At 60.2% G+C, this 25,960-nt stretch carries 17 protein-coding genes and 3 pseudogenes; 3 read left to right on the forward strand and 17 right to left on the reverse strand.

The window, feature by feature from the left end:
* The 7 genes and pseudogenes from PG892_RS15510 to PG892_RS15540 all read right to left on the reverse strand — a co-directional run.
* The coding region (locus PG892_RS15510; protein ID WP_270825560.1) for a retention module-containing protein at positions 1-1,414 on the reverse strand (1,414 nt) is incomplete at its 3' end.
* A 267-nt stretch (positions 1,415-1,681) separates the two neighbouring features.
* Positions 1,682-3,607 (reverse strand): EAL domain-containing protein, encoded by a 1,926-nt coding sequence (locus PG892_RS15515; protein ID WP_042864042.1) that lies wholly within the window; start codon positions 3,605-3,607, stop codon positions 1,682-1,684.
* A gap of 3 nt (positions 3,608-3,610) precedes the next feature.
* Entirely contained in the window at positions 3,611-4,369 is a 759-nt protein-coding gene (locus tag PG892_RS15520) for a transglutaminase-like cysteine peptidase (protein WP_227262859.1), read from the reverse strand.
* Between the two features lie 99 nt (positions 4,370-4,468).
* Positions 4,469-5,793, reverse strand: a pseudogene (locus tag PG892_RS15525) (TolC family outer membrane protein).
* 35 nt (positions 5,794-5,828) lie between these two features.
* Positions 5,829-7,244 carry an HlyD family type I secretion periplasmic adaptor subunit gene (locus PG892_RS15530; protein WP_270825561.1) on the reverse strand — a complete coding sequence of 472 codons (1,416 nt, stop codon included), beginning with the start codon at positions 7,242-7,244 and terminating at the stop codon, positions 5,829-5,831.
* Positions 7,237-9,370: pseudogene (locus PG892_RS15535) on the reverse strand (type I secretion system permease/ATPase). The gene PG892_RS15530 and the pseudogene PG892_RS15535 overlap by 8 nt, the downstream one beginning before the upstream one ends.
* Before the next feature lie 369 nt (positions 9,371-9,739).
* Positions 9,740-10,684: a TIGR01212 family radical SAM protein gene (locus PG892_RS15540; protein ID WP_103858277.1), complete on the reverse strand. Its 945-nt coding sequence runs from the start codon at positions 10,682-10,684 to the stop codon at positions 9,740-9,742.
* Positions 10,685-11,297: 613 nt separating this feature from the next.
* Between PG892_RS15540 and gltB the strand changes: the two genes are divergently transcribed.
* Both gltB and PG892_RS15550 read left to right on the forward strand, forming a co-directional pair.
* Positions 11,298-15,755 carry a glutamate synthase large subunit gene (gltB, locus tag PG892_RS15545; protein WP_103858276.1) on the forward strand — a complete coding sequence of 1,486 codons (4,458 nt, stop codon included), beginning with the start codon at positions 11,298-11,300 and terminating at the stop codon, positions 15,753-15,755.
* A gap of 12 nt (positions 15,756-15,767) precedes the next feature.
* Positions 15,768-17,183 (forward strand): FAD-dependent oxidoreductase, encoded by a 1,416-nt coding sequence (locus tag PG892_RS15550; protein WP_039040371.1) that lies wholly within the window; start codon positions 15,768-15,770, stop codon positions 17,181-17,183.
* Positions 17,184-17,269: 86 nt separating this feature from the next.
* Here the strand turns inward: PG892_RS15550 and PG892_RS15555 are convergent, their stop codons facing one another.
* The 5 genes from PG892_RS15555 to PG892_RS15575 form a co-directional block, all read right to left on the reverse strand.
* Positions 17,270-18,031 carry an amino acid ABC transporter ATP-binding protein gene (locus PG892_RS15555; protein ID WP_216986905.1) on the reverse strand — a complete coding sequence of 254 codons (762 nt, stop codon included), beginning with the start codon at positions 18,029-18,031 and terminating at the stop codon, positions 17,270-17,272.
* On the reverse strand, positions 18,028-18,684 hold the full coding sequence (locus tag PG892_RS15560) for an amino acid ABC transporter permease (protein WP_201935501.1): 657 nt from the start codon (positions 18,682-18,684) through the stop codon (positions 18,028-18,030). The genes PG892_RS15555 and PG892_RS15560 overlap by 4 nt, the downstream gene beginning before the upstream one ends.
* Positions 18,685-18,741: 57 nt before the next feature.
* Entirely contained in the window at positions 18,742-19,515 is a 774-nt protein-coding gene (locus PG892_RS15565; RefSeq protein WP_202040445.1) for an amino acid ABC transporter substrate-binding protein, read from the reverse strand.
* 439 nt (positions 19,516-19,954) lie between these two features.
* On the reverse strand, positions 19,955-20,179 hold the full coding sequence (locus PG892_RS15570) for a hypothetical protein (protein ID WP_227262862.1): 225 nt from the start codon (positions 20,177-20,179) through the stop codon (positions 19,955-19,957).
* A 24-nt stretch (positions 20,180-20,203) separates the two neighbouring features.
* Positions 20,204-20,782, reverse strand: coding sequence for an O-methyltransferase (locus tag PG892_RS15575; protein ID WP_202016455.1), 579 nt, complete (start codon positions 20,780-20,782; stop codon positions 20,204-20,206).
* 127 nt (positions 20,783-20,909) lie between these two features.
* On the opposite strand from PG892_RS15575, the pseudogene PG892_RS15580 reads away from it, so the two are divergent.
* Positions 20,910-21,038, forward strand: a pseudogene (locus PG892_RS15580) (questin oxidase family protein); the annotation flags it as partial.
* Here PG892_RS15580 and PG892_RS15585 read toward each other — a convergent pair.
* The 5 genes from PG892_RS15585 to PG892_RS15605 form a co-directional block, all read right to left on the reverse strand.
* Positions 21,035-21,466 carry a hypothetical protein gene (locus PG892_RS15585; protein ID WP_029314737.1) on the reverse strand — a complete coding sequence of 144 codons (432 nt, stop codon included), beginning with the start codon at positions 21,464-21,466 and terminating at the stop codon, positions 21,035-21,037. The pseudogene PG892_RS15580 and the gene PG892_RS15585 sit on opposite strands and share 4 nt — an antisense overlap.
* 44 nt (positions 21,467-21,510) lie before the next feature.
* Positions 21,511-22,551, reverse strand: a complete 1,041-nt coding sequence (locus PG892_RS15590; RefSeq protein ID WP_041213093.1) for a M35 family metallo-endopeptidase — start codon at positions 22,549-22,551, stop codon at positions 21,511-21,513.
* Between the two features lie 254 nt (positions 22,552-22,805).
* The gene (locus PG892_RS15595) at positions 22,806-23,441 is read right to left on the reverse strand and encodes a DUF2913 family protein (RefSeq protein ID WP_210538642.1); all 636 of its coding nucleotides are present in this window, start codon (positions 23,439-23,441) and stop codon (positions 22,806-22,808) included.
* 114 nt (positions 23,442-23,555) lie between these two features.
* A complete protein-coding gene (locus tag PG892_RS15600; RefSeq protein ID WP_010675179.1) occupies positions 23,556-24,851 on the reverse strand; it encodes a DEAD/DEAH box helicase in 1,296 nt (431 codons plus the stop codon).
* A 245-nt stretch (positions 24,852-25,096) separates the two neighbouring features.
* Positions 25,097-25,747 carry a DedA family protein gene (locus tag PG892_RS15605; protein ID WP_039040377.1) on the reverse strand — a complete coding sequence of 217 codons (651 nt, stop codon included), beginning with the start codon at positions 25,745-25,747 and terminating at the stop codon, positions 25,097-25,099.
* Positions 25,748-25,960 lie beyond the last annotated feature (213 nt).

Genomic DNA, 25,960 nt, shown 5'->3' on the forward strand with positions numbered 1-25,960 from the left:
GGGTGCCCGCGGTCACCGCCGCGCCATCCGCCCCCTGCACGTCGTTGGTGATGACGTTGCCATTGAGGACCAGGTTGCTCTCGCTCGCCGCCGTCGGGTTGACGTCGCTCACCGCCGTCGGCACGTCATCCAGCACCACGACATCCAGCCCTGCACTGGTCGTGTCGCCATCGAGGTCCGTCAACACGACGTTGAAGCTCTCCGTCAGAGCCCCATCATTTGCAGGTTTGTTATGTGTTTCGTTATCGTTCAGGGTGTAGCTGTAGGTCACGCTGCCAACCCCTGTCACCGGGTTGTAGCTGACGCCGGTCACCAGCAGTTGATTTCCCAAAGGACTGGGGATCCCCTGGGGGAAGGTGGTCAAGACCTGGCCATTGCTGATCAGCGTCACACCTCCCAGTGTCAGGCTTTGTACTCCATCTGCCGCATTGAATGTAAAGGTACTGCTCTTGGTCAAGGCGGCGCCATCGGGGGCTGAGCCATCCGGCAATGCGGCTTCTTCAAGGACAAGCTCACCACCCTCGACCTGCAATCCATTCAGCGAGACAGGCTCATCTACAGGGGTGATGGTGATGGTCAGAGTGGAGTCGTTGGTATCATCCCCATCCGTTACGGTGTAATTGACCGCAGGTACAGGGCCTGTGTAGTTCAGCGCAGGGGTAAAGGTATAGGAGCCGTCGGCATTGATGATCAGCGTACCAATCCCATCCAGCGTGCTCTCAACGCCGGCAGCAATTCCCTGATTGCTGCCCCAGCTATAGGAAATGACAGACGTATCAAGGGGACCATCCGGATTGTTGCTGTTGTCGAGCACATTGCCACTGATGGCCTGATCTTCCTGGGTAACAGCAGACTCATCCTGATCATCGAGCTGATTCTCGGGCAGAAGATCGTCTTCCTGCAGCACATTCTGATCGATCAACGTGTCATAGCCGGTATCGAATCCGGCCTCGGCTATGGTCGCATCTCCGATGCGATCTATGACAACAAAACCACCATTGCCACTGGCCCCAGCGACCCCGCCGATACCGCCACCACCACCGGCGGCAGGTGCCCCACCGGCAGCAGAGGCTTCGAAGTTCTTGGTCGGGTCAACCCCTTGCAGGATGGATTGTTGCAACGCCGCAATTTCTGGCGACACTTCAGGCGAGCCTTGCTGATGATTGGCAACCGATGAGGAAGATTGCCCCTCTGGAGGCATCTCTGTCCCTGCCGGGACACCATTGCCCTCTGCAGGTTTGTCATCGTAGGGCGCCAGCATCAATTTGGCATCATCAGCGATATTGAGTCTGGCGCCAGGCTGCAGTATCTCGCCAGGCTGGAGAGGGCGACTGCTGCCATCGGCAAGCAGGATCTGAACGTTGCCTTCTACGGAAGAGACGACCACGGTTTTGTCGATGATTTGGGTGCGCATATCCATTGCTCCAGGGTGACAGATCTTGATGCCTACACTCTAGATACGCCCCCGTCCTGCTTCCGTTGCAAAAATGTACAGGGTTGAGTCTCTTTGACTTCATCCGATGCAGCGAATCGAACGAATATTTTTTACATATAAAAATCAAATAAGTAACAGCGCGAGTTTTAGTGATATTACCTATATGTCGCGTAAAAATGATGTACATATTCTAAACAGATATAAAAAAGGGCCCTTAATGGGCCCCTTTCTATCGAGTTGTACCGCTTATGCCAGTGGAAATGCAGGGTGAACGAACCCCTGATAACCATCGATATGCAAACTGGACAACAATTCAACCTGCCGTTTATCTTCCACCCGGGTGGCGATGGTCGTGACACCCGCGTTGTGGGCAGCCCGACAGACAGCCGCCAGGAAGGAGGTATCGGCGCCTGGTTCCATGACCTGGCTGGTATACCCGTGGTCCACCTTGACATAAGCGGGGGTCAGCTCTTCCAGATAGCCGAGGGACTGGAAGTGCCGGCCATAGTGATCGACCCCCCACAAGAAGCCGTGCTCTCGCAACAGCTCAACCAGATGAGTCACATACTCTTTGTGTTTCATGATGGCCGCTTCCGGGATCTCGAACAGCAGTCGCTCCTTCAGCTCCACGTTCAGCGACAAATAGCCTCTGAGCCATGTCAGGAACTCATCCGAACAGAGAGAACCCGCCGTGATATTGACTGCCAACACCAATTCCGGTTGCTGCTTGAACAAGGGGACGCAGGCTTCTAGCACCGCCTTGTCAAACTCGGCCCCCATCTTGAACTGCTCGATCGCAGGCAAGAACTGCCCTGCGAAGTAATCCGTTCCATCTCGCGAGATGGCCGCGAACAACTCGGCATGCAGGCGGGTACCATCATCGAAGCGGCACGCAGGCTGTGCCTTGAAGCGCCAGAGATGTCTGGCAATGGCATCCTGCACCAGGTCTCGCCAGGCAAGGCGTCCCATCAGTCCCTGCTCATTGCCGCCTTCCATCACGACGGCACCGCGCCGCTCATTGCGCGCTTTGCCAAGGGCGTTATCCGCCTTCGTCAGCAGCGCCGAGAGATCGTCATTGCCATCACGGCCAGCGATGCCGACGACGGACAGCGCTCCGCTTTCTCCCATGGGATTGACAACCAGATCGGCGATACGGCTGTTGATGAGCTCCGCCAGCTCCTTGAGCTGAGACAGATCATCGGTGGGGCAGAGCAAGGCATACTCCGTCGCCGAGATCCGGGCCAGCGCCGCGCCATCCCAGCCATCCAGCAGTTCCCTGAGCACCTGTGCAATGGATTTGACCATGTTGTCCCTTGCAGCAAAGCCCTCTTCCCGATAGAGATCGTCCAGCATGTCGACGGCCACCAGCATGACCCCGCCCTGCCCGGCCTCCGCAATCCAGGCATTGACCTGCCCGACGAAGTAAGAGCGGTTGCCAAGCCCGGAGACGGCATCCACATAGACGCGGGCTCGCAGATTCTCGGCCTCGTCGGCCTGCTCTTTGAACTGCACGGCAAGCTTGCTGGAAAGGGTATTGATGGCCTGTACCACTTGCCGCAGCTCGCGGGTCTTGGGCTCGGGAATGGCGTGGCCGAAATGGTGCAGCTCGATTTCAACCGCCTGATCGCAAATCAGCTTGAGCGGTTTGAGCAGATAATTGAGCGCCCGCATCAGCAAGAGAGTGGTGACGAGAAAACCGACCAGGAACCAGGTGGCCAGTTCGCTCATTCCTTTCCAAAGCTCGTAGTAGGCTTGTCCAGGGTGGCCGACGACCTTCAGCTTGCCCAGTTGCAGCCAACCCGACGTCAAAATCGATTCATTGGCCACTTCAGGGAACAGATCCAGCCCAATGAACCACTGTGGGACCCCTTCGATATGGCTGCTGTTCTCCAGCTCGATGACATCCTTGGAGGCCAGCAGATCGAGACGAACCAGCTTGTAGTAACCCCCGTCGAACACCGCCTTGATCACGGATTCGGCACTGACCTTGTCGCCGTTCTCCAGATAGGGGGTCAGCGCCAGACCCAGTGCGGTGGACGTATTGATGACGGTGGTCTCCTGCTGCTGCGCCAGGTAGTTGCGGGTCGAATTGAATTGCACCCAATAGGTGGCGGCAAACAGCAATCCGAACAGCAGCAGCATGGTTGCCAATAGTTGTCTGTAGAGCGTCATAGGTTAATCATCCAAATTGACCGCAGGCCGAGCCAATCGCCCCGATGTCATGCGATTGCGTAAGTCTGTCCATAATCCCAAGCGGGATGATTGCCCGGCCAGTTCCCCTTGACCACGCGCCTTCATCAGCCACAAGTGACTACCGTTAAAACTGTAAATTGGCAACAAATCCGCCCGTTGGGTCGCCGGGCGAATTGATCCGACAAGATTGTCCAGAATCAGGGGTACTGCCGCAGGCGTCTCATAGTAGGCAACGACCATATGAAACTGGTTATAATCCAATGCCTTGACATATACCATTCGCATTTTTTCATCAGGGATGCCAAGTTCCAGCAAGGTAAAATACTTGGAAATGCTGAAGTCTTCACAATCTCCCCCCGCTGCGCCCAGAAATTCCAGCGGTGTCGCCCAATAATCCTTCTTGTGCCACAACTTGATGTCATCGATGAAACGCATCTGGTTGAAGAACTGGTTCACCTTCTCCAGCTTCTGCCGATCCGTCAGCCCCGCCGCCTTGTTCTGCATTGCCAAAGTGCGCCAGCTGGTGACCCGTTTGCCGGCCCTGGGGCCATAGGTCTCCTCAGCGCGCTTGACCAGTTTCATATCCTCCGGTGAGAGAGGCTGGCTGGCGCTGAGCAGCAGGGGGATCGCCAGCAGGACCAGCCACAGCAGGCGAACCCGCAAGGGCGCACGTGCACCTGCGAGGGCTCGATCCCCATCACGTCGGCTCCAGCCTGTCGATGCCACCTCTTTCTGTGTCATGACGCCGCCATCATCCCCTGACCGCCGGACGCATAAAAGAATGACTGCAGCACGCTGCAGCCATTCCCCTTGCCTGATATGACATCAGTGGCAGGGCCATCAGTTGTTGTTGGCCTGCCATTCAGCCGGTTGCTGCACATTCAGGGCATTGAGCAGACCACCGGTGGCATTGAGGATACGATATTCCGCCAACAGGGAGTCGTACTCGGCCGTAATGTAACTGCGGCGAGCCTCGAACAGTTCGTTCTCCGTGTTCAGCACGTCCAGCAAGGTCCGTTGGCCCAGGCCGAATTGCTTCTTGTAGGCCTGTACGGTGTCATAGCTGGCGTCCACGTGCTCTTTGAGGAAGACTTTTTGCTTGGCCAGCGACTCTTTGGCGTTCCAGGCGAGGCGGGTCCCCTCTTCCACCTGACGGAAGGCATTCATGTGAATGTCTTTGGCCTGGGAATAGAGCGCTGAGGTTGCCTTGCTTTCTGCCAGATCGGACCCACCGCGGAACAGGTTGTAACGCATCCGGACCATGGCGGTGAGATCGTCGTTACGGCCTTTGACCGCATCGATGTCCTCGTTCCAGTTCTGATCCACTTCAAAGGCTACGTTCGGGTAGAACCCGGACTTGGAGCCTTCATGCTGGTACTTCGCCTCTTCGATGTCCTGCAGGGATGACAGCAGGGTCGGGTGAACCTCTGTTGCCGTCTTCAGCGCATCTTCCAGCGTTGCGGGCAGGAGTTGGGTGTTCGGTACGGGCTGAACGAGATCCTTGGGCACTTCATTGACGACACGGATGAACTCACTCTCGGCATCCCGATAGTTGTTCTCCGCCGCCGCCTGATTGGAGTAAGCCCGAGCCACACGACCGTCGATCTGGGTCTGGTCAGCGGTCGACCCCAGACCGGAGTCGGTCCGTTTCTGGATGTCACTGCGGATCTGTTCGTGGGTTTCAAGGTTCTGCTTGGACAGCTCCAGGATCTCCTGCTGACGCAGCATGTTGAGATAGACCTCGGCCACGCGCAGGGCCGTGTTCTCCGCCTCGGAGATCATCGCCAGGCGCTGGGCCTGGGCGGCGGCATCGGTCCGTGCCACGTTGCTGCTGACATCAAAGCCGTCAAACAGCATCTGGCGAAGGCTGATCCCGGCCTCCTTGCGCGTCATGGAGTCATCGATCGTCTGTGAATTGGGACCACGGTCGAGGGACTGTCAGTCTTCTCGTAACCGACGCCACCACGCAGATCAATGGTGGGGTAATAGCCGCCCTTGGCTCCATCATGCTGATACAGTCGTGCCTGATAGAGATCAAAAGCTTCCTTGATTTTCGGATGGGTAGCCAGTGACTGCGCCACTGACTGTTCCAGCGTCTGTGCCTGGCTCAGGCCCGGGAACAGTATGGTGCCACTAACCAGCATGGCAACAATCGTCTTCTTCATGGTATCTCCAGTCATGTTGTTTTTAGATTGTTGGCTTATCGTTCTCTCAGTGCCGACTGCTTAGCCCTCAAGATGGGTTTCAGCAAGTAGTCTAGGACACTTTTTTTACCAGTAATAATATCTGCACTGGCTAACATACCGGGGATGATGGGAAGTGCGTTAAGCTCATCGCCCAGATAACTCTTCTCGGTTCGTACTCGCACCAGATAGAAGGAATTGCCCTCCTCATCCTGGATTGAGTCGGCACTTATCTGTTCAACCTTGCCATGTAAACCTCCATAAATAGTGAAATCATAGGCAGTTATCTTGACCACGGCCTCCAGTCCGGGTCTGAGGAACGCGATGTCCTTGGGCGACACCTTGGCTTCAACCAGCAGGGTGTCTTCCAGCGGCACTATCTCCATCAGGTCCATGCCCGGCTGAACGACCCCACCCAGCGTATTAATCTTGAGCTTCTTGATGGTCCCCTTGAGAGGCGCGATCACACTGGTACGATCGACCCTGTCCCGCAGACCGACCTGGCCCTCTGACAACTGGCTCAACTTGCCTTGACGTTCGTTCAGCTCGGTCTGGGAGTCCGCCCGGAATTTCAGGGCGATATCATTTCGCTTCGAGATGGTCTCCCGCAGTACCGAGTTGAGCTTGGGCACCAGCAGGCGGTTCGCCTCCAGCTCCCCTTGCATTTCGTTGACCTGCCGCTCCAGTTTAATTAGCTCCACTTGAGGAACTATACCCTCTTTTGCGAGAGGACGGCTGATGTTCAGCTCCTGACGAGCCAGATCAACGCTGCGGCCCACGGTCCGGATCTTGGCATTGAGCTCTATGGTCTCCTGCTCTTTCTGCTCGATCTGCTGTCCCAGGATGTTAAGCTGGTTCTTGAGGTTGTTTAACCGCGCCTCCTGCACCGATCTTTCACGGGCGGCATATTCGGCAAATACATTCTCGTACCCTTCGGGGAACTCGATGGCCTGTTTGTCGATGGCTACCTGTTCACGCCAGCCCAGATTGGGCTCGTTCTTGACCACTACGCTGCGAATTTCGGCGCGCAGGCGGGCAATATCCCCCTTGAGGGTGACCAGCTCCTGCTCCCGTTCGCGAAAATCCGACTTGAAGCGAGTATCGTCGATGCGCAGCAGTGGCTGTCCCTTCTCGACGATGTCCCCCTCCTTGACGAAGATCTCCTTGACGATCCCCCCTTCCAGGTTCTGGATCACCTGCAACTGGCGCGACGGTATCACCTTGCCCTGGCCGACTGTCACTTCATCCAGCTCTGCCCAGGCGGCCCAGACGATGGCGCTGACAAAAAACAGGAAGCAGGCCCAGAGCAGGACTCTGGCACGGGTGGGTGTCGTCAGCAGCACGGCGGCGGCGCCGTCATCCACGTACTCGAGATGCTCGGGTGCAGGCAAGACCGTATCTGAGGGCGTTTTCTTGAACCAGTGGTTAGCCATTCGCCGTCTCCTGCACCCGCACCTTGCCTTCCTTCAATTGCTGCAACACCACCTCTTTGGGACCGTCCGCCACTATCTTCCCCTGCTCCACGACGATGACCCGGGAAGCGACATCCAGCATGGAGGTCTTGTGGGTGATGAGGATAAGGGTGGTTTCGGGGCCGAGCCGCGCCAGCTCCTGCTTCACGTGCATCTCTGACTGGTTGTCCATGTTGGAGGTCGGCTCGTCCATCACCAGAATGGGGGGATCGTTGAGCAGGGCGCGAGCCAGCAGGATGGACTGACGCTGGCCACCGGAGAGCTGACGTCCCCCTTCGCCAATCTGTCTGTCGAGACCGTTGGGATCCCGGTTGGTAAAGTTGGTGACCCCGGCCCGCTTGGCGGCGCGCAAGACACGGGCATCGTCCACCAGGGGATTACCCAGCATGATGTTGTCCCGCACGGAACCAAAGAAGAGGGTCACATCTTGCGGCACACAGCCGATGTTGCGGCGAATGATGGTCGGCGGCAGTTGGTCCAGCTCAAAGCCATCCAGACGCACCAGGCCGTCAGTCGGGCGATAGAGACCCATCAGCAATTTCTCCAGCGTGGTTTTACCTGCACCGATCCGCCCGATGATGGCCACCTTCTCACCCGGCTCGATGCGCAGGTTGATGTTGTGCAGGGTGCTGCTCTCCATGCCCGGATACTTGAAGGAGACATTTTCAAACTCGATGCGCCCCTGGATGAGCGGATGGTGGATGTACTGCCTGCCCTCCTCCTGCTCACCCGGCGTCATCATGATCTTCTCCAGGATCTCGAGCGCCGACTTGGCCTGGTTGTAGCGGGTGGAGAGTACCGAGAGCTGCACCATGGGGGCGATAGCCCGGCTCGACAGCATCACGGCCGCTATCATGCCCCCCATGGTCACCAACCCTTCCGAGATCTGGTAGACACCGACGATCACCAGTCCCACTGTCACCACCTGCTGGATGTAGCTCGCCAGAGAAGACATGGAGTTGGTGATGCGCCGGGTTTGCACGCCCCAGGTCGAGATGTGGGACACCGCCTGCTCCCAGCGGTGCTGGAACATGCTCTCGGCCCCGAAAATCTTCACTGTCTCAAGGCCCGAGATGCTTTCGATCAGATTGGCGTTCTTCTGGGAGGCGAGCCGGGAGCCCTCCTCGATGGATTGCTTCAGCGGTGCCTGAATGTAGAAGCTGTAGGCCACCAGGATCAGGATGGCGATGATGGGCACCACCACCATCACACCGGCGAAAATCCAGATGATGAAGAGGAAGAAGATGGCAAACGGCAGATCGATCAGGGTGGAGACGGTGGCCGACGTGAAAAACTCGCGCACCGATTCAAACTCCTGCAAGTGCTTGGCAAAGGCACCGGTCGACGCAGGCCTGGACTCCATCTTCATGCCCATCACCTTGGCAAAGATTTTGGCCGACAACAGCACGTCGGATTTCTTGCCTGCAATATCGATGAAGTAGCTGCGCAGCTGGCGCATCACGAAGTCGAAGGTGAACACCACCATGGCTCCAACTGCCAGCACCCAGAGGGAGTCGAATGCCAGGTTGGGCACAATCTTGTCATAGACATTCATGGTGAACAGGGGGCTGGCGATGGCAAACAGGTTGATGAGGATCGAGGCCACCAGCACATCCCGATAGATACCGCGGGACTCGAACAAGGTGCTCCAGAACCAGTGACCATCACGGGTCTCCAGCACTTTGGGCGAGCGCTCATCAAATTTGAACTGCCGCTTGACGTAGAACAGACGACCATTGTACTCGTCACCCAGCTGGGCAAGACTGACCCATTGAGCCGCGTCTCCGGCCTGGGGAAAGATGACCCTCGCCTGGGTCCGTTCTTCATTCCATTCAAGCAAGATGCAGGCGCCGCCATTACGCGTCTGCAAGACGCAGGGCAGCAGCAGGGAGGAGATCTGTTCAAGGGGCTGGATCACTTCGCGGGCAGAGAGACCACCCCGCTCTGAAGAGCGCCGTGCTGAGACGCCCGGAGACCAGTGGCAAGCCGGTGGTGAGAGCATCCTGACTGTTGGGCACCCCGTAAAAGCGGGTCAAAAAGACCAGGCACTCCAACAGTTCATCTATATGGCTGGTTTCTGCTTGCATAGCATCCCATCAAACATGATTCAGAAGGTTGTCTCGGGGCCGAATATCCAAAGCCCGGCGGCGATCCGGAAAAACAGAACAGACCTCGCCACCCAGACCCACAACCCGATTAGCGCACAGAGCCGGGACACTGCATGTCTCGCCTCCCTCACAGATTTTCATGCCGGAAACGGAGGGGACATACCAGGCACCTGGTGTTGCCAAGAAATATGCCACCCGGTTCGAAGAGACACCGCCCGGTATACAAACTGCAAAGAGTTATTGATAACTATATCTTTTTTCAAGCCGACCATCTTATCAAGGTGACTTGAACGAAACTATACTCCAAAGACTGAATTTCATCTAATAACCCACTGTTTTTTGACGAAATTAGAGTTGGCACTCGCCCGTGGAAGGGAGAGAAAAAGGGCGTCCCAGGCAGTGCCCCTGAGGGCCTGAGCGTGCCAGCGCCGCGGCAATGGCGGTCATGGCGCTCCAGCGATTCTCGCACCAGGCGGGGGCCAGCAGGGTCGGGCGGCGCGCCGACGCCGAGACCCTGTGATAGACCACCTCGGGAGGCGTGTACTGGATCATGGCGACCGCCGCCGCCACATACTGCTCCATCGTCAACACATCCAGCCGTCCCGCCTGCCACGCCTTGCCAAGGGTGCTCCCCTCCACCACATGCAGTGGGTGAAGCTTGATCCCCTCGACGCCGGTCTCCACGACACGGTGCAGGGTTTCCAGGCTGTCCATCGGCGCCTCGCCGGGCAGGCCGACGATGAGGTGTGCACACACCTTGATGCCCCGCAGATGGGCTCTGGTTACAGCGTCAACATAGGCGGCATAGCCGTGGCCCCGATTGATGCGTTGCAACGTCTTGTCGTTGGCGCTCTGCAGCCCGAGCTCCAGCCACACCTCGTAGCCGCGGGCCTGATAACCTGCCAGCAGATCCAGCACCGCATCGGGTACACAATCAGGGCGAGTTCCGACGCAGAGCCCCACCATGTCGCTCACCGACAAGGCTTCTTCATACATGCGCTGAAGGTACTCCACTTCGGCATAGGTGCTGGTATAGGCCTGAAAGTAGGCCAGATAGCGCCTGGCCCGGGTCACCTCGTCCCGGCGTGCCAGCAGTTGCTGCACCACGGAGAGTTGCTGGGCCGACTCGTCGGCAAAGGAGGAGACATTGCAGAAAGTGCAGCCACCCCGGCCCAGGGTGCCGTCCCGGTTGGGGCAGGTAAAGGCCCCATGGATGGAGAGCTTGTGGATCTTCTGGCCGTGGCGCAGCTTGAGATCCTGGCCAAATGTATTGATGAGTTCGTGTAACTGCATGACACCTCCGAAATGAGGTGTCATTCTAGCGACGCAGCCCGGCGGGCAGGCTGCGCTGGATCAATCCCGCTCTCTACCCAAAAATCATATAAATATTCACGTTAGATGCGATAAATACCCAACAGTCAGCATTCACGGTCACTTTTGACAACCTGTCACTCCTGCCACCTGGAGAAAAGTGTCATAACCTCTCGCCCATAACCGGCTGTAACTACTGAAAAAATCCTGTTTAGTCTGCTTATGGACAAATGCAAGACGCAGGATCCTGAAATGTGATCCCCGCCAAGCACACCAGAGATGACTTTGTAAAATTACTACAGTTTCCCGCCACCATGCAGTCAACCACTAAATCGTCCATAAACAGAATATAAATCCAACAAATAAATAAAAGTCAGTCATAAATACACAAAAATGCTGATTGAGTCTCAAAAACCCACATTTTGTTATGGTGATGTAACATTGCAAACAAGCGGGATGTCCAATTGACCTTGCCCGAAAATCCCATTAGTTTGGAGATTCGCCACCTCAGGCGGACGGAACCACAAGAGCCAATCGCAATTTATGCAGTCTGTTGATGACAGTGCGATGGAAGGCCGAGCAAGGGAGAAATGCAATGTCACTATATGATCCAAAGCTGGAGAGGGATAACTGTGGCTTCGGCCTGTTGGCCCACATGGAAGGGGAAGCCAGCCACAAGCTTGTCCGTCTCGCGATGTCAGCCTTGGCTCGCATGCAGCACCGCGGCGGTATCTCCGCTGATGGTAAGACCGGCGACGGCTGCGGCCTGTTGCTGCAAAAACCCGACAGCTTCTTTAGAGCGGTCGCCGAAGAGAAGGGATGGCACCTGGGCCGCAACTACGCGGTCGGTATGCTGTTTCTCAACCCGGACCCCGTATTGGCCCAGGCAACTCGCGACATCATCGACGAGGAGCTGGAAAGAGAGACCCTGAGTCTGGTCGGCTGGCGCAAGGTGCCCATCGATACCAATGTACTCGGTTCCATCGCCAAGGCGTCCCTGCCCAGTATTGAACAGGTCTTTGTCAACGCGCCCCCGGGCTGGGTCGACAAGGATCTCGAGCGCCGCCTCTATATCGTGCGCCGCCGCATCGAGAAACGCATCAGCGACGACTACTTCTATGTGGTCAGCCTTTCCAACCTGGTCACCGTCTACAAGGGACTGTGCATGCCGGTGGATTTGCCGCGCTTCTATCTGGATCTGGCCGACATCCGCATGCAGGCCGCCATTTGCGTGTTCCACCAGCGTTTCTCCACCAACACCAGCCCGCGCTGGCCGCTAGCGCAGCCGTTCCGCTACCTCGCCCACAACGGCGAGATCAACACCATTGCCGGCAACCGCCAGTGGGCCAAGGCGCGCAGCTACAAGTTCGCCACCCCGCTGATCCCGGATCTGCAAGAGGCCGCCCCCTTCGTCAACACCACGGGGTCGGACTCCTCCAGCCTCGACAACATGCTGGATCTCTTCCTGGCCGGCGGCATGGACCTGTTCCGTGCCATGCGCCTGCTGATCCCGCCTGCGTGGCAGAAGCACCCGAACATGGATGACGACCTGCGCGCCTTCTACGACTTCAACTCCATGCACATGGAGCCCTGGGACGGCCCGGCCGGCATCGTCATGACCGACGGTCGCTACGCCACCTGCGCACTCGACAGAAACGGTCTGCGTCCGGCACGTTACGTCATCACCAAGGACAAGTTCATCACGCTGGCCTCCGAAGTGGGCACCTGGGACTACACCCCGGACGAAGTGCTGGAGAAGGGCCGTGTCGGCCCGGGGGAGCTGTTCGTGGTCGATACCAGCAACGGCAAGATCTGGACCAGCTTCGAAATTGACGACGATCTCAAGAGCCGTCACACCTACAAGCAGTGGATGGACAAGCACTGCAAGCGCCTGGTGCCCTTCGAGCAGATGGACGATGCCAGCACGGGATCGCGGGAATTCCCGGATGACCGGCTCAAGACTTACCAGAAGCTGTTCGGCTACTCCTTTGAAGAGCTGGATCAGGTGATCCGCGTGCTCGGCGAGAACGGCCAGGAGGCGGTGGGCTCCATGGGGGATGACACCCCGATGGCGGTGCTCTCCTCCAGCCAGCGAACCCTGTACGACTACTTCCGCCAGATGTTCGCCCAGGTGACCAACCCGCCCATCGATCCCCTGCGGGAAAATCACGTCATGTCCCTGGCCACCTGTATCGGCCGCGAACAGAACGTGTTCAACGAGACCTTCGGCCACGCCCACCGGGTGCTGTTCCAGTCGCCGATCCTGCTCTACTCCGACTTCCATCAGTTGCTGGCCCTGGAGGGGGAACACTACCGCCATGCGGTGCTGAGCCTCAACTACCTGCCCGAAGAGGGGCTGCAAGCCGCCCTCGAGCGCCTCTGCCACGAGGCAGCTGAAGCGGCCCGCAGCGGCGCGGTGCTGCTGGTATTGTCAGACCGGGACATCAGCCCGGACACCCTGCCCATCCCGGCCGCCATGGCGGTGGGGGCGGTGCAGCGTACCCTGGTGGACAACAACCTGCGCTGCGACGCCAATATCCTGGTGGAGACCGCGAGCGTGCGCGACCCGCACCACTTCGCCGTGCTGCTGGGCTTTGGCGCCACCGCCATCTACCCCTATCTCGCCTACGAGACCCTCGCCAAGCAGGTAGAAGAAGGCGTGCTCAAGATGAGCCTGCGCCAGGCCATGCTCAACTACCGCAACGGCATCAACAAGGGCCTCTACAAGGTGATGTCCAAGATGGGCATCAGCACGGTGGCAAGCTACCGCTGCTCCCAGCTGTTTGAGGCGGTGGGCCTCTCCAAGGCTGTTGTCGAACTCTGCTTCCGCGGCGTATCGAGCCGCATCCAGGGTGCCGACTTTGCCGACATCCAGCAGGATCAGATCAATCTGTCCCGTCTGGCCTGGCTCGGCCGCAAGCCGCTGACCCAGGGCGGCCTCTTGAAATTCGTCCACGGTGGCGAGTACCACACCTACAACCCGGACGTGGTGCAGACCCTGCAAGTGGCGGTGCGCTCCGGCAACTACGCCGATTACAAGGAGTATGCCCGTCTGGTGAACGAGCGGCCGGTCGCCACCTTGCGGGATCTGCTGTCGCTCAAACAGGGCACCACCCCGGTTGCGCTGGATCAGGTGGAGCCAGCCGCCAGGCTGTTCCCCCGCTTCGACTCCGCGGCCATGTCCATCGGCGCCCTCGGCCCTGAAGCCCACGAGGCCCTGGCCATCGCCATGAACCGCCTCGGCGGTCAGAGCAACTCCGGCGAAGGCGGTGAAGATCCCAAGCGTTTTGGTACCGAGAAGAACTCTCGCATCAAGCAGGTGGCTTCCGGTCGCTTTGGCGTCACCCCTCACTACCTGATGAACGCGGACGTGGTGCAGATCAAGGTCGCCCAGGGTGCCAAGCCCGGTGAAGGGGGCCAGCTGCCCGGTGATAAGGTCACCGCGCAAATCGCCCAGCTGCGCTACTCCGTGCCCGGCGTGACCCTGATCTCCCCGCCGCCCCACCACGACATCTACTCCATCGAGGATCTGGCCCAGCTCATCTTCGACATCAAGCAGATCAACCCGAACTGCCTGGTGTCGGTGAAACTGGTGTCCGAACCTGGCGTCGGCACCATCGCCTGTGGCGTGGCCAAGGCCTATGCTGACTTCATTACCGTCTCCGGCTACGACGGCGGCACTGGCGCCAGCCCGCTCACCTCGGTCAAATACGCCGGCTCCCCCTGGGAGCTGGGCCTGGCCGAAACCCAGCAAGCCCTGGTGGCCAACGGCCTGCGCCACAAGGTGCGTCTGCAGGTGGATGGCGGCCTCAAGACGGGTCTGGACATCATCAAGGCGGCCATCCTCGGCGCCGAGAGCTTTGGCTTCGGTACCGGCCCCATGGTGGCGCTCGGTTGCAAATACCTGCGTATCTGCCACCTGAACAACTGCGCCACCGGCGTCGCCACCCAGGATGAGAAGCTGCGCCGCGAACACTTCACCGGCCTGCCGGAGATGGTGATGAACTACTTCAAGTTCATCGCCGAGGAGACGCGCGAGCTGATGGCCGAGCTTGGCGTCACCCAGCTCACCGACCTCATCGGTCGTACCGACCTGCTGGAAGCCCTGCCCGGCCTCACCGCCCGTCAGGCCAAGCTGGACTTGTCCGGCATCCTGGCGGCCCCGGTTGCACCGGCAGGCTCCAGTCTGTTCAGCCAGCAGCACAACCCCACCTTCGACAAGGGGCCCTTGAACCTCAAGATGGTGGAAGACCTGCTGGATGCGGTGGAAAACATGAGTGGCGGCGAGTTCCGCTACGACATCCGCAACACCGACCGCTCCGTGGGTGCGCGTCTGTCCGGCGAAATCGTCAAGCGCCACGGCAACCAGGGCATGGCGGCCGATCCGGTCAAGGTGCACTTCAACGGCACCGCCGGCCAGAGCTTCGGCGTCTGGAACGCCGGTGGCCTTGAGATGATCCTCACCGGGGATGCCAACGACTACGTGGGCAAGGGGATGACCGGCGGCAAGCTGGTGATCAAACCCCACGTCGGCGTGGCGTTCAAATCCCACGAGGCGGCCATCATCGGCAACACCTGCCTCTATGGCGCCACCGGCGGCAAGCTCTATGCCGCAGGGACCGCAGGCGAGCGGTTCGCGGTGCGCAACTCAGGGGCCTTGGCGGTGGTCGAGGGGATTGGCGACAACGGCTGTGAATACATGACAGGCGGCATCGTCACCGTGCTCGGCAAGACCGGTGTCAACTTCGCGGCGGGCATGACAGGCGGTTTTGCCTACGTGCTCGACGAGTGCGGCAACTTTGCCAAGCGCACCAACCCCGAGCTGGTCGAACTGCTGGAGGTGGCGGATCTGGCCATCCACCAGGAGCACCTGCGCGGTATCATCACGGCGCACCTCAACGAGACAGGCAGCTCGCGTGCCGAGGAGATCCTGGCCAACTTCGACTCCTATGTGCCCAAGTTCAGGCTGATCAAACCCAAGTCCAGCGACGTCAAATCGCTGCTTGGCCACACCAGCCGTTCCAGTGCAGAACTCAGAATCCAGGCGCAATAAGGAGGGAACCCTATGAGCCAGAACGTATTCCAGTTTATCGATGTCCAGCGGGTCGACCCGCCCAAGAAGCCGCTCAAGATCCGCAAGATCCAGTTCGTGGAGATCTACGAGCCCTTCAACCAGGCCCAGGTCGGCATGCAGGCAGATCGCTGCCTCGACTGCGGCAACCCCTATTGCGAGTGGAAGTGCCCGGTACACAACTACATCCCCAACTGGCTGAAGCTGGCCAACGAGGGACGCATTCTGGAGGCGGTGGAGCTCTCCCACCAGACCAACAGCCTGCCGGAGGTATGTGGCCGCGTTTGCCCGCAAGACAGACTGTGTGAGGGTGCCTGCACCCTCAACGACAGATTCGGCGCCGTGACCATCGGCAACATCGAAAAATACATCACCGACAAGGCGTTCGAGATGGGCTGGCGCCCGGATCTCTCCAAGGTGGTCAAGACAGGCAAGCGGGTCGCCGTCATTGGCGCGGGCCCAGCTGGCCTTGCCTGTGCCGACGTGCTGGCACGCAATGGCGTCACCCCTGTGGTGTTCGACAAGTACCCGGAGATCGGCGGCCTGCTCACCTTCGGTATCCCCTCCTTCAAGCTGGAGAAAGAGGTGATGCAGCGCCGCCGCGAGATCTTCGAGGGGATGGGGGTGGAGTTTCGCCTCGAGACCGAAGTGGGCCGTGACGTCACCTTCGCCGACCTGCTCGGCGAGTTCGATGCGGTCTTCCTCGGGGTCGGCACCTACAAGTACATGAAGGGCGGCTTTGCCAACGAAGAGGCGCCGGGGGTCTATGACGCCCTGCCCTACCTCATCTCCAACGCCAATCGCTTGCTGGGCTTTGAGAAGGCGCAAGCCGATTACATCGACTTCGCCGGCAAGCAGGTAGTGGTGCTGGGGGGCGGCGACACCGCCATGGACTGCGTGCGCACCGCCATCCGCCAGGGGGCCGATCGGGTGATCTGCGCCTACCGCCGGGATGCCGAGAACATGCCGGGCTCCAAGCGGGAGGTGAAAAACGCCCAGGAGGAAGGGGTGGAATTCATGTTCAACCTGCAACCTGTCGGGGTCGAACTGGACGCTCACGGCCGCACCTGCGGCATCAAGGTGGTGAGCACAGAGCTCGGCGCCCCCGATGCCAATGGCCGCCGCAATCCGGTAGTCATTGAAGGCTCCGAGCAGGTGCTGCCCGCCGATGCGGTGGTGATGGCGTTCGGCTTCCAGCCCAACCCCCAACCCTGGATGGCAGAGCACGGCGTCGAGCTCGACGGCCGGGATCGCATCAAGGCGCCCGAGAAGGCCGAGTACGCCTTCCAGACCAGCAACCCCAAGGTGTTCGCCGGTGGTGACGCGGTGCGCGGCTCGGATCTGGTGGTGACCGCCATCTATGAGGGTCGCAAGGCGGCCGAAGGGATCATGGACTACCTGGCCGTGTGATCTGCCGCCATAACCAAGCAGCCATGCAAACAGCCCCGCTCGTGCGGGGCTGTTTTTTTATCTCGCTCTCAATCCGCCAGAACCGGCTAGATGCTCCAGCTCTCCGGCAGCCGTTCGGTGAGGGTGGAGATGTATTCGAAGGTACGCGCCCGCTTGGGGGTGGTGAACATCTGGCGCGCACTGCCCGCCTCCACCACCTCCCCGGCCTCCAGGAAGATCACCTGCTGCGCAATCTGGGCCGCCAGGCGCAAGTCATGGGTGGCGATCAGCATGGTAGTCCCCTCACTGGCCAGCTGGCGCAGCACGGCCACCACCTCCTGGGCAAGCTCGGGATCCAGCGCCGAGGTGGGCTCGTCACAGAGCAGCACCTTGGGGGATGGCGCCAGCGCCCGGGCAATGGCGACCCGCTGCTGCTGACCGCCGGAGAGGGTGGCAGGCACCGCCTCGGCCTTGTGCCTGAGCCCCACCTTGTCGAGCAGTTGCAGGGCGCGCGCCACTGCCCTCTCCCTGGGCCACTTCAACACGGTCACCAACCCTTCCATCACGTTCTCCAGCACCGTCATGTGCGGGAACAGCTGGAAATTCTGGAACACCATGCCGGTCTGCTGGCGCAGGGCCAGCACGCTTTGCCGTGACAGATGCCGGGTAAAGTCGAGCTCGCTGTCCCCCAGCACCAGCTGGCCTGCATCGGGTCGCTCCAGCAGGTTCACGCAGCGCAGCAGGGTACTCTTGCCGCTGCCGGAGGGACCGATCAGGGCGGTGACGCTGCCCGCGGCCATCGCCAGCCCCACCCCTTTCAACACGCGCTGCCCCGCAAACTGTTTCTCGATGCCACTCAAGCGGATCATAGGGCGACCTCCCGGGTCTCTTTGTGAGCCAGTCGCTGCTCCAGCCTGTCTTGCAGGGTGGAGAGCACCGAGCTGAACATCAGGTAGATGAGGGCCGTCTCGATATAGAGAATGAGCGGCTCATAGGTGACGGAGGCGAGGCGCTGGGCCGCCTGAAACAGCTCGGGCACGGTCACCGCCGCCGCCAGCGACGTGTCTTTGACCAGGGAGATGAAGGTGTTGGAGAGCGGTGGCACCGCGATGCGCGCCGCCTGCGGCAGGATCACCCGCCACATGACCTGGGGCCAGTTCATGCCGATGGAGTAGGCTGCCTCCCACTGCCCCTTGGGGATGGCCGCCAGGGTGGCACGAATGATCTCCGAGCTGTAGGCACCGATGTTGAGGGTGAAACCGATGACGGCGGCGGTGAAGGCGTCCAGCACGATGCCGGCGCTCGGCAGACCGTAAAAGATCAGAAACAGCTGCACCAGCAGGGGCGTGCCCCGAATAAGCCAGACATAGAAGCGGACCAGTATCACCAGCGGAGCCGGACCATATAATCTGGCCAGCGCCACCGACAAGCCGAGCACGATTCCCAACACGAAGGTAATCAGAGTGAGTGGCACGGTAAAAATAAGCCCCGCACTGAGCAGGGGCCAAAAAGAGTCGATCATTAACTGCAACCAGGCCGGCACGTTAATATCCTCAGTTGTTATTATGTTGCCACGATATTATTGCGAGACGTCGGTGCCGAAATATTTCTGCGATATTTTCTGATATGCGCCATCCTGCTTGGCATTGCGCAGCGCCTGATTGATGGCAGCCAGCAACTCGGGTTGCCCCTTGGCGAGCAGGGCGGCTGATTGATCCCCCTTGGCCTCGCTGGCCGCCACCTTCAATTTGGCGTCCGGCTTCTGTTTCTTGAAGTCGAGGAAGGAGAGGCTGTCGTTGATGGTGGCATCCACCCGCCCGGTCAGCACCAGTTCGAGTGACTGGTTGAATCCCTCGGTGGCCACCACCTCGGCGCCCGATGATTTCGCCAGCTGGGCGAAGTTGCTGGTCAGGGACTGGGAGGATTGCTTGCCCTTCAGATCGGCAAAACTCTTGATGCTTTGGTTGTCGCTGTGCACCACGATCACCGCCTTGGAGGTGATGTAGGGGTCTGAAAAATCATATTTTTTCAGCCGCTCAGGGGTGATGGCCACTTCGTTGAGCACCAGGTCGTAGCGCTTGGCGTCCACCCCGGCGATGAGCCCGTCCCACTTGCCCTCGACGAACTGCGGCTTCACGCCCAGACCGCTTGCTATCAGCTCGCCGATCTCCACGTCAAAGCCCACCAGCTTGCCGCTCTTGTCGTGGTAGGTGAAGGGAGGATAGGTCCCTTCGGTGCCGATCTTGATCACTCCGGCCCGCTGGATCTCGGCCAGGCTTGACTGTGCCTGTACCGATGTCATCAGTGCCAGCGGAAGTGCCGCCATTAAAAACAGGGAGTGCCGTTTTTTCATTATTCACCTCGTTATATTTATGAACATCCAGAGCGCTTGCCAACCACCACAAAATAAAACCAGCCAGTTATCATGTTTAATTTAAATTAATTATCGGCAGAGATAACCTTCATAGTGCTTGCTGGCGGTATGGATGAAACATAACGTGGCTCATGGCATGACCCAACCATGAAATACGGGGATATTTAGCGAAATAATGGATAACGAATAAATAATGGCCGGACTGGCCGAGGAATTGCCCCGCTGGCGGCGCTCCGTCAGCGGAAACCATATCAGGCGGGTTGTGGCTCCCGCGGGATGGCAGTGGCCCAGTTACGACACAACGTATCAATCGGGCCAAAATTCGGTCTGATGGCACATGGCATTGCCACGCACCACGTGGAAGGTAAAGGCTCGATGGCGCGCGCCTTGACGTCACCGTCGGTGATCACCCCTTCGGTCACCACCTCCCGCCCTGCTCCGGCAGGCGGACGATGTCGATATTCCAGGGCCCGGCCGCCGGGTAGCGCCGATGGACCTCGACGAAGTTGACCCGCCCCTCGCGTCGCCCCCCCGACGTTGGCCAGTCACAGAGAAAGTCATCGCTCAGCCACCTGGGGGTCTTGACGAAATCGTTGCTTTGCATGGCCTGCCAGTAGGCCTCCACAACTGCTTTTGGTTCCATGGTCTTGTTTTCCATGCCTTTCCCCTACAACCGCACCACCAGCCACTCCCCCTTGCCCACCGGCACCAGGGAAGTCAGGAAATCGGGGTCACGCCGCACCTGTGCCATCCACTCCCTCATCTCGTCTTCATGGGAGATGGCATTGTCCACCACCAGCAGGCCACGAGGGGCAAGCAGGCGCTGGATCTCGGGCCACCAGGCCTGGTAGTGGCGGCGATCGGAGTCCAGAAAAATGAGCTGATAGCCCGCCGTCGGCAGGCAGGGCAACAGGCTGCCGGCCTCCCCCGCCAACTGCTCAATCCAGGGAGTGAGCCCGGCCCGCTCAAAGTTGGTCGCCGCCATGGTCCGTTTGCCCTCGTCCAGCTCGATGGTGGTGACCCGGCCCCCCAGCCGTTTCACTGCCTCGGCCAGCCAGAGGGTGGAGTAACCGTTGGAGGTGCCGATCTCCAGCACAGCCTGCGCCCCCCTCGTCTGCACCAGCATCGCCAGCAGTTCGCCGGTGTCGCGGGTAATGTTGAGCATCTTGCTGCCACGGGAGTGTTGCGCGCCGTCATTCTGCTCGCCAAAGCGCTCCAGCTCCCGTTTCAGTTGTTCCAGTGCCATGTCTCCTCCTTGACGGTGTAAACGAGTCGGCCCGGTGCATGGCATGGCTGGACCGCCCCTCATGTTCATCATTTTGCTATCGACCCACTCGGTGGCCCATCCCCTGCGTCATCCGGATAAAGACGATACCCTGGATGACCATGTGATCACGCTGGTGCACTGCTGCTGGCGGGAAAGCCAATCTTCACGCGGTCTGGCGGTGGCCCCCCGCGCCGTCGGGCTGCTGGATACCAAGGGCAAGCCGCAGATCGCCTAGGGGGCCACCCGGGTAAAGTCGACGGCGGGGCAGCTGGGCGCCACGCCCTTGGTCAGCGTCAAGGGCTGGGCACGATAGCTGAGCCGGTAGCGGCCCGGTTGGGACAGATCGTAGGCCTGCGCCAGGTCCGCATCGGCCTGGCTCTGCTCCCCCGCCCCCAGGTGCAGGAAGTCGCCGTCCCCGGGGGTACCTCGCTTGGCAAGCGGCCCTCGATAGTCCAGCGGCTGCCCATCGCGGGTCAGGTCGATGGCATCGGCAAACCACCCCTCGAAGGGGGTGAACCAGGTCAATACCTCGAGGGGCGTCTCCCCCCGGTTGGTCAGGGTCATCACCAGGGGCAGGGGTTCGTTCACCCCGCTCTCAGCGCTGACCGACAGCTCGCACTGCAAGGGCGCCAGTGCCAGGGTGGTGAGCAAGAGTGTCATCATGGTGCCTCCGTCAAAAAAGGGGCCATCCGGCCCCTGTTTGCAACTCAATTTTCGCTCGGGGTATTCTCGGCGAAATATTCGTGGTTGTCGGCGTTGTTCAGGGCCTTCTGGGGATCCGTGCTCGCCAGATTGCGCGCATTGGCCTGACCGTATCCCAGATCGTCGGTGCCCGCCACCACGTTGAAGTGGCTCAGCTCGTGGACAATGGTGCCGGCGCGGGAATCGGTCCCGGTGACCGGCGCAGTCCAGAAGCTCTTGCACAGATAGACCTTGTAGGGCTGGTCCGGATAGACATAGGCAAAGTAACTCTGCTTGCAACCGCAGTCGAAGGTGAGCGGCTTGTTGTCGATGGCATCCTTGATCTTGCTGAAGTTGGTCTCGGCCTGGTTCCAGCGGGTGGCGTCATAGGCGCCAAACCAGCTGCGGTAGCGCTGCCCATTCGGCTTGTCCACCGCGAGGTAGCTGCTGGAGTTGTTGGCGATGCCACTCGCGGCATCGAGCGCCGCCAGGATGTCGCTCTTCTGGGTGTTGGTGCAACGGCCGCTGAAGCTGACCGAGGCGCTCACCGCCTGGGGCTCGGCCACCGCCGCCTTGGCCAGCACCCGCTCGTCGCTCACCCCGTCCACCCAGAGGGTCACGGCATTGGACTCGCTCGCCTGGGCCTGTTTGGCCTTGGCCGCTTTCCCCTCCTGTGCCACGGTCGGCAGCAGATAACGGATGCTGTACTGGCCCTGGGCACTCATGTCGTAGAGACCGGAGACCTCCGCCTGCACTGTCAGGCTCTGGCCCGCCTTGAGCAGTTGGTAGTCCTTGTCACTCGGGGCGGCCCGCTTGATCAGGGCCCCTTCGTAATCCACCGGCTGGCCGTCACGCTCCACCTGGAACAGGGGAGCATCCTCGCTGCCCGGCAGTTGCCATTTGAGCAGACGAACCGGCTTCTCCCCGGTGTTGGTCAGGGTCAGGTTGACGCGCACATCGTCTGTGCTGCCCTCCACCAGGGTGAGCCGGGCATCGAGTCCGGCGGCGCAGAGCGGGGACGCCAGCACGCCGGCCAGCAACAGGGCAATTGGAGTCGCTTTCATCATGTTTCCTCATTCATTGAGTGTCGCCTTGTCAGGCGGCCTGCTTCCTTTAAGGCCCTCTTTGGGGCCCATCCACCCTAGAGCAGAAGCACCACCCCACCATCCCTCCATATGGGGGACGCCCCCCATCAGAGGGGGAGCCTCTTGGCTGCGACAAAGATTGCCCGCCCGGCCCTGGGCGTGCAGGCAACCCCGTGTGGCGTATTTGCCATAAAAAAACCCGGCGCAGGGCCGGGTGACGGGATGAGAAGGTGGGGTCAGGAGGCCAGCAGCGCCAGGGCCGGCTGCGCGTTGCCCGGCATCAGCCGATAGGCCTTGTGGTGCTTGACCAGGGTGGTTTTCTTGTTGCCCTGGCTCAGCAGCAGGCCCCGGGCAAATGCCGCCTCGGCCAGTACCTGCTCGTCCCCGCGCACATAGAGGGTGAGGGGCTTGACCAGCTCACCTCCCTCGATATGGCCCTGATACTCGCTGGCCGAGATGATCAGACTAGATTGCCCCTGGCTCAGCAGCCGCTGCCGGGTGTGCAGTTCGCTGTCGGTGAACACCAGCCAGCCCGCCCCCTCCAGCGCCAAAAGCAGATCGGCCAGGCGCGCCCCCAGCTGTACCGGCTCATACATGGCACGCTCATACTGGCGCTGCACCCGCTCAAGCAGCCCCTTGAGATCGGCCCCCGCCCCCAGCGTCCGCCCCAGTTGCACCCAGGCCTTGAGATCCTCCATCACCAGCCGGGAGAAGCGTTTCTCCTTGAGAGAATCCGCCATCCAGGTACAGAGAAAGTGGCTCTCCTGGGCGGGGGTGCGTTTGCCCGTCTTCTGGGCAGCGGTGCGCTCCAGCTCCGCCAGGCTCTGGCGGGCCATCTCGAGCAGGGCCTGATTGTAAGCAGGAAGGGTCATCTCGGATCCTCTGAAACGGGGCGGCCAGGGGCCGCGTCATCGACAGCACAAAGGCGCCAGTGGCGCCTTTGGAGAGTAAACGCCCCTCCCCGACCGGGAGGGTGCGACGTTGCCTTATTTCGGCTGACGGGGCTTCTTGGCCGCCGCCAGACGCTTGAGGCGCTGACCTTGCAGTTTCGCCTCAGCCATGGCCTGGGCGGCGGCATTGTCTTCACGCTGCGGGCGCTTGCCGAAGCGGCGGCGCTCCTGCAACTGCTTGATGAGGTCGTCACGGCTGCTCACCTCGTAACCCGGCACCATGATGCGGCGGATCTTCTGGCCGATGAGGGCCTCGATCTCCAGCAGGGTGCGCTCCTCCTCGCGACTGACGAAGGAGATGGCCATGCCGCTCTTGCCAGCGCGACCGGTTCGGCCGATACGGTGCACGTAATCTTCCGCGAGGAACGGCAGATCATAGTTGACCACGTATTCCAGGCTCGGAATGTCCAGGCCGCGGGCGGCCACCTCGGTGGCCACCAGCACCCGCAGCTTGCCTTCGGTGAATTCACGCAAGGCACGGCGACGGCTCCCCTGGGCCTTGTCACCGTGCACCACGGCAGACTTGATGCCGTCGAGGTTGAGCTCCTCCACCAGTTCATCGCAGCTCTCGCGGGTGCTGGCAAACACCAGCACCTGCTGCCAGTTCTGCTTGCCGATAAGCTCGGAGAGCAGCTCGCGTTTGCGCTTCTGTTCCACCGGATAAACGGTGTGGCTCACGGTGTCGGCAGTAGAGTTCTGCTTGTCGACGGCCACCACCTGGGGTTTGTCCAGCATGAGGTTGGCCAGCTTTTTTACCGCCTCGGAGAAGGTGGCGGAGAAGAGCAGGTTCTGGCGGGTCTTGTTGACCGCCTGCAGGATCTGCTGCACATCGGCGCTAAAGCCCATGTCGAGGATGCGATCCGCCTCGTCCAGCACCAGAGTCTCGACCCCGGAGAGGCTCAGGTTGCAGGCGGTGAGGTGCTCGAGCAGACGGCCAGGGGTGGCCACTATGATGTGTGCGCCCGCTTTGAGCTTCTTGGCCTGCACATCCTGTTTGCCGCCACCCACGATGGTGAGGGTAGTAATATCAAGATACTTGGCGAAATCGTTGATATTGCTCGCCACCTGGGCCGCCAGCTCGCGGGTCGGGGTCAGGATCAGCACGCGGGCATTGGAAGGCTGCACCGGCGCCGGGTTGTCTACCAGGCGTTGCAGGATGGGCAACGCAAAGGCGGCTGTCTTGCCGGTACCGGTCTGGGCACTGGCCAGCACATCGCGGCCACGGCGAATGGCCGGGATGGCCTGGCTCTGCACAGGGGTCATCTCCTGATAACCGCAATCTGAGATGGCGCGCAAAATCTCGGGGGCAAAATCGAACGATTCAAATCTCATGTTGGGTTCCTGTGTTCCAGCGGAGCTGTAGTTGGCGTGGGTGGCCTGGGCCGGCGTGTGGCCTGGCATCGGCGAGGCGTGGAGCCAAGGACGGCTGGGTCTGACATCAGATCAGAAGATGAGCCGGAAAATGGCGGGCGCGAAGTGTAACAGATAGGCGACAGGAATGCCGCCTCAAATGGCCTGTATTTTTCCGGGGGCTGCGCTCTCCAGACGCGGCAGCAGGCGCAGCCCGGGCAGTGAGATCAGCGCACCCGCTTGCTCGGACGCTTGAGCAGCCGCATGCCGATGGCCGCCACCGCGATGACGAACAACCCGAAAGAGGTGACAAGCAGGCACTTGGTCAGCAGCTCCTGATGATGGGCAAAGACCGGGGTCGCCATCACCATCTTGCCGGCCATGCTCAGCACCAGGGACCAGAGGAAGGCGCTGGCAAAACTCGCCACGGCCACCCGCAGCAGGTGCAGGCGGGAGACTCCCATCAACATGGGGGTCAACACTCTCACGAAGGGGATGAAACGGGACACGAACATGGCCCAGAAGCCGTAACGATCCAGCAGTCGGGAGGCCCTGGGCAGGCTCCCTTCCGGGATCATTCGCTCCACATGGCCCATGAAACGGGTGCCATGCAGTGCCTGCCCCTGCCAGTAGGCGAGCACGCTCCCTATCCCGGCCGCGAGCGGCAGATAGAGCAAGGTCACCTCGGGCCCCAGCACCCCCATGCCCACCAGACCGCCCGCCAGCAGCACCAGGCTGTCACCGGGCAGGGGCAGAAAGACGAAGCTCGATTCAAGGAAGAGGATCACCACCAGACAGGTGACGAGCAGACCGATTGCCTGCATTTGTATAAGCTGATCAAAATCCTGATGCCATATGGCAAGCAGCATGTCCTGCATCTGGTGTGACTCCCATCAACGTAATGCGCATTCGTCATGATGACCCGAAGGCCCCGTCTGGTAATCCATCCCTGCTACCACCCCAATGTTCGTATGGGAGGCCTCTTATACACCCGGGGAACTGAACAATAAATTAACCTGATTACCCATGATTAGCAGTCAGTTACCACGAACTATACTGATCTTACGTACAGTTATCGAGGTGCGAGATCA

The organism is Aeromonas sp. QDB68, assembly GCF_027707405.1.
GTDB lineage: Bacteria > Pseudomonadota > Gammaproteobacteria > Enterobacterales > Aeromonadaceae > Aeromonas > Aeromonas caviae.

Excerpts from the sequence above, each read along its gene's own strand:
- PG892_RS15515 (WP_042864042.1), bottom strand. The coding sequence starts at position 3,607 with ATGACGCTCTACAGACAACTATTGGCAACCATGCTGCTGCTGTTCGGA.
- PG892_RS15520 (WP_227262859.1), bottom strand. The coding sequence starts at position 4,369 with ATGACACAGAAAGAGGTGGCATCGACAGGCTGGAGCCGACGTGATGGG.
- PG892_RS15530 (WP_270825561.1), bottom strand. The coding sequence starts at position 7,244 with ATGGCTAACCACTGGTTCAAGAAAACGCCCTCAGATACGGTCTTGCCT.
- PG892_RS15540 (WP_103858277.1), bottom strand. The coding sequence starts at position 10,684 with ATGCAGTTACACGAACTCATCAATACATTTGGCCAGGATCTCAAGCTG.
- gltB (WP_103858276.1), top strand. The coding sequence starts at position 11,298 with ATGTCACTATATGATCCAAAGCTGGAGAGGGATAACTGTGGCTTCGGC.
- PG892_RS15550 (WP_039040371.1), top strand. The coding sequence starts at position 15,768 with ATGAGCCAGAACGTATTCCAGTTTATCGATGTCCAGCGGGTCGACCCG.
- PG892_RS15555 (WP_216986905.1), bottom strand. The coding sequence starts at position 18,031 with ATGATCCGCTTGAGTGGCATCGAGAAACAGTTTGCGGGGCAGCGCGTG.
- PG892_RS15560 (WP_201935501.1), bottom strand. The coding sequence starts at position 18,684 with ATGATCGACTCTTTTTGGCCCCTGCTCAGTGCGGGGCTTATTTTTACC.
- PG892_RS15565 (WP_202040445.1), bottom strand. The coding sequence starts at position 19,515 with ATGAAAAAACGGCACTCCCTGTTTTTAATGGCGGCACTTCCGCTGGCA.
- PG892_RS15570 (WP_227262862.1), bottom strand. The coding sequence starts at position 20,179 with ATGGAACCAAAAGCAGTTGTGGAGGCCTACTGGCAGGCCATGCAAAGC.
- PG892_RS15575 (WP_202016455.1), bottom strand. The coding sequence starts at position 20,782 with ATGGCACTGGAACAACTGAAACGGGAGCTGGAGCGCTTTGGCGAGCAG.
- PG892_RS15585 (WP_029314737.1), bottom strand. The coding sequence starts at position 21,466 with ATGATGACACTCTTGCTCACCACCCTGGCACTGGCGCCCTTGCAGTGC.
- PG892_RS15590 (WP_041213093.1), bottom strand. The coding sequence starts at position 22,551 with ATGATGAAAGCGACTCCAATTGCCCTGTTGCTGGCCGGCGTGCTGGCG.
- PG892_RS15595 (WP_210538642.1), bottom strand. The coding sequence starts at position 23,441 with ATGACCCTTCCTGCTTACAATCAGGCCCTGCTCGAGATGGCCCGCCAG.
- PG892_RS15600 (WP_010675179.1), bottom strand. The coding sequence starts at position 24,851 with ATGAGATTTGAATCGTTCGATTTTGCCCCCGAGATTTTGCGCGCCATC.
- PG892_RS15605 (WP_039040377.1), bottom strand. The coding sequence starts at position 25,747 with ATGCAGGACATGCTGCTTGCCATATGGCATCAGGATTTTGATCAGCTT.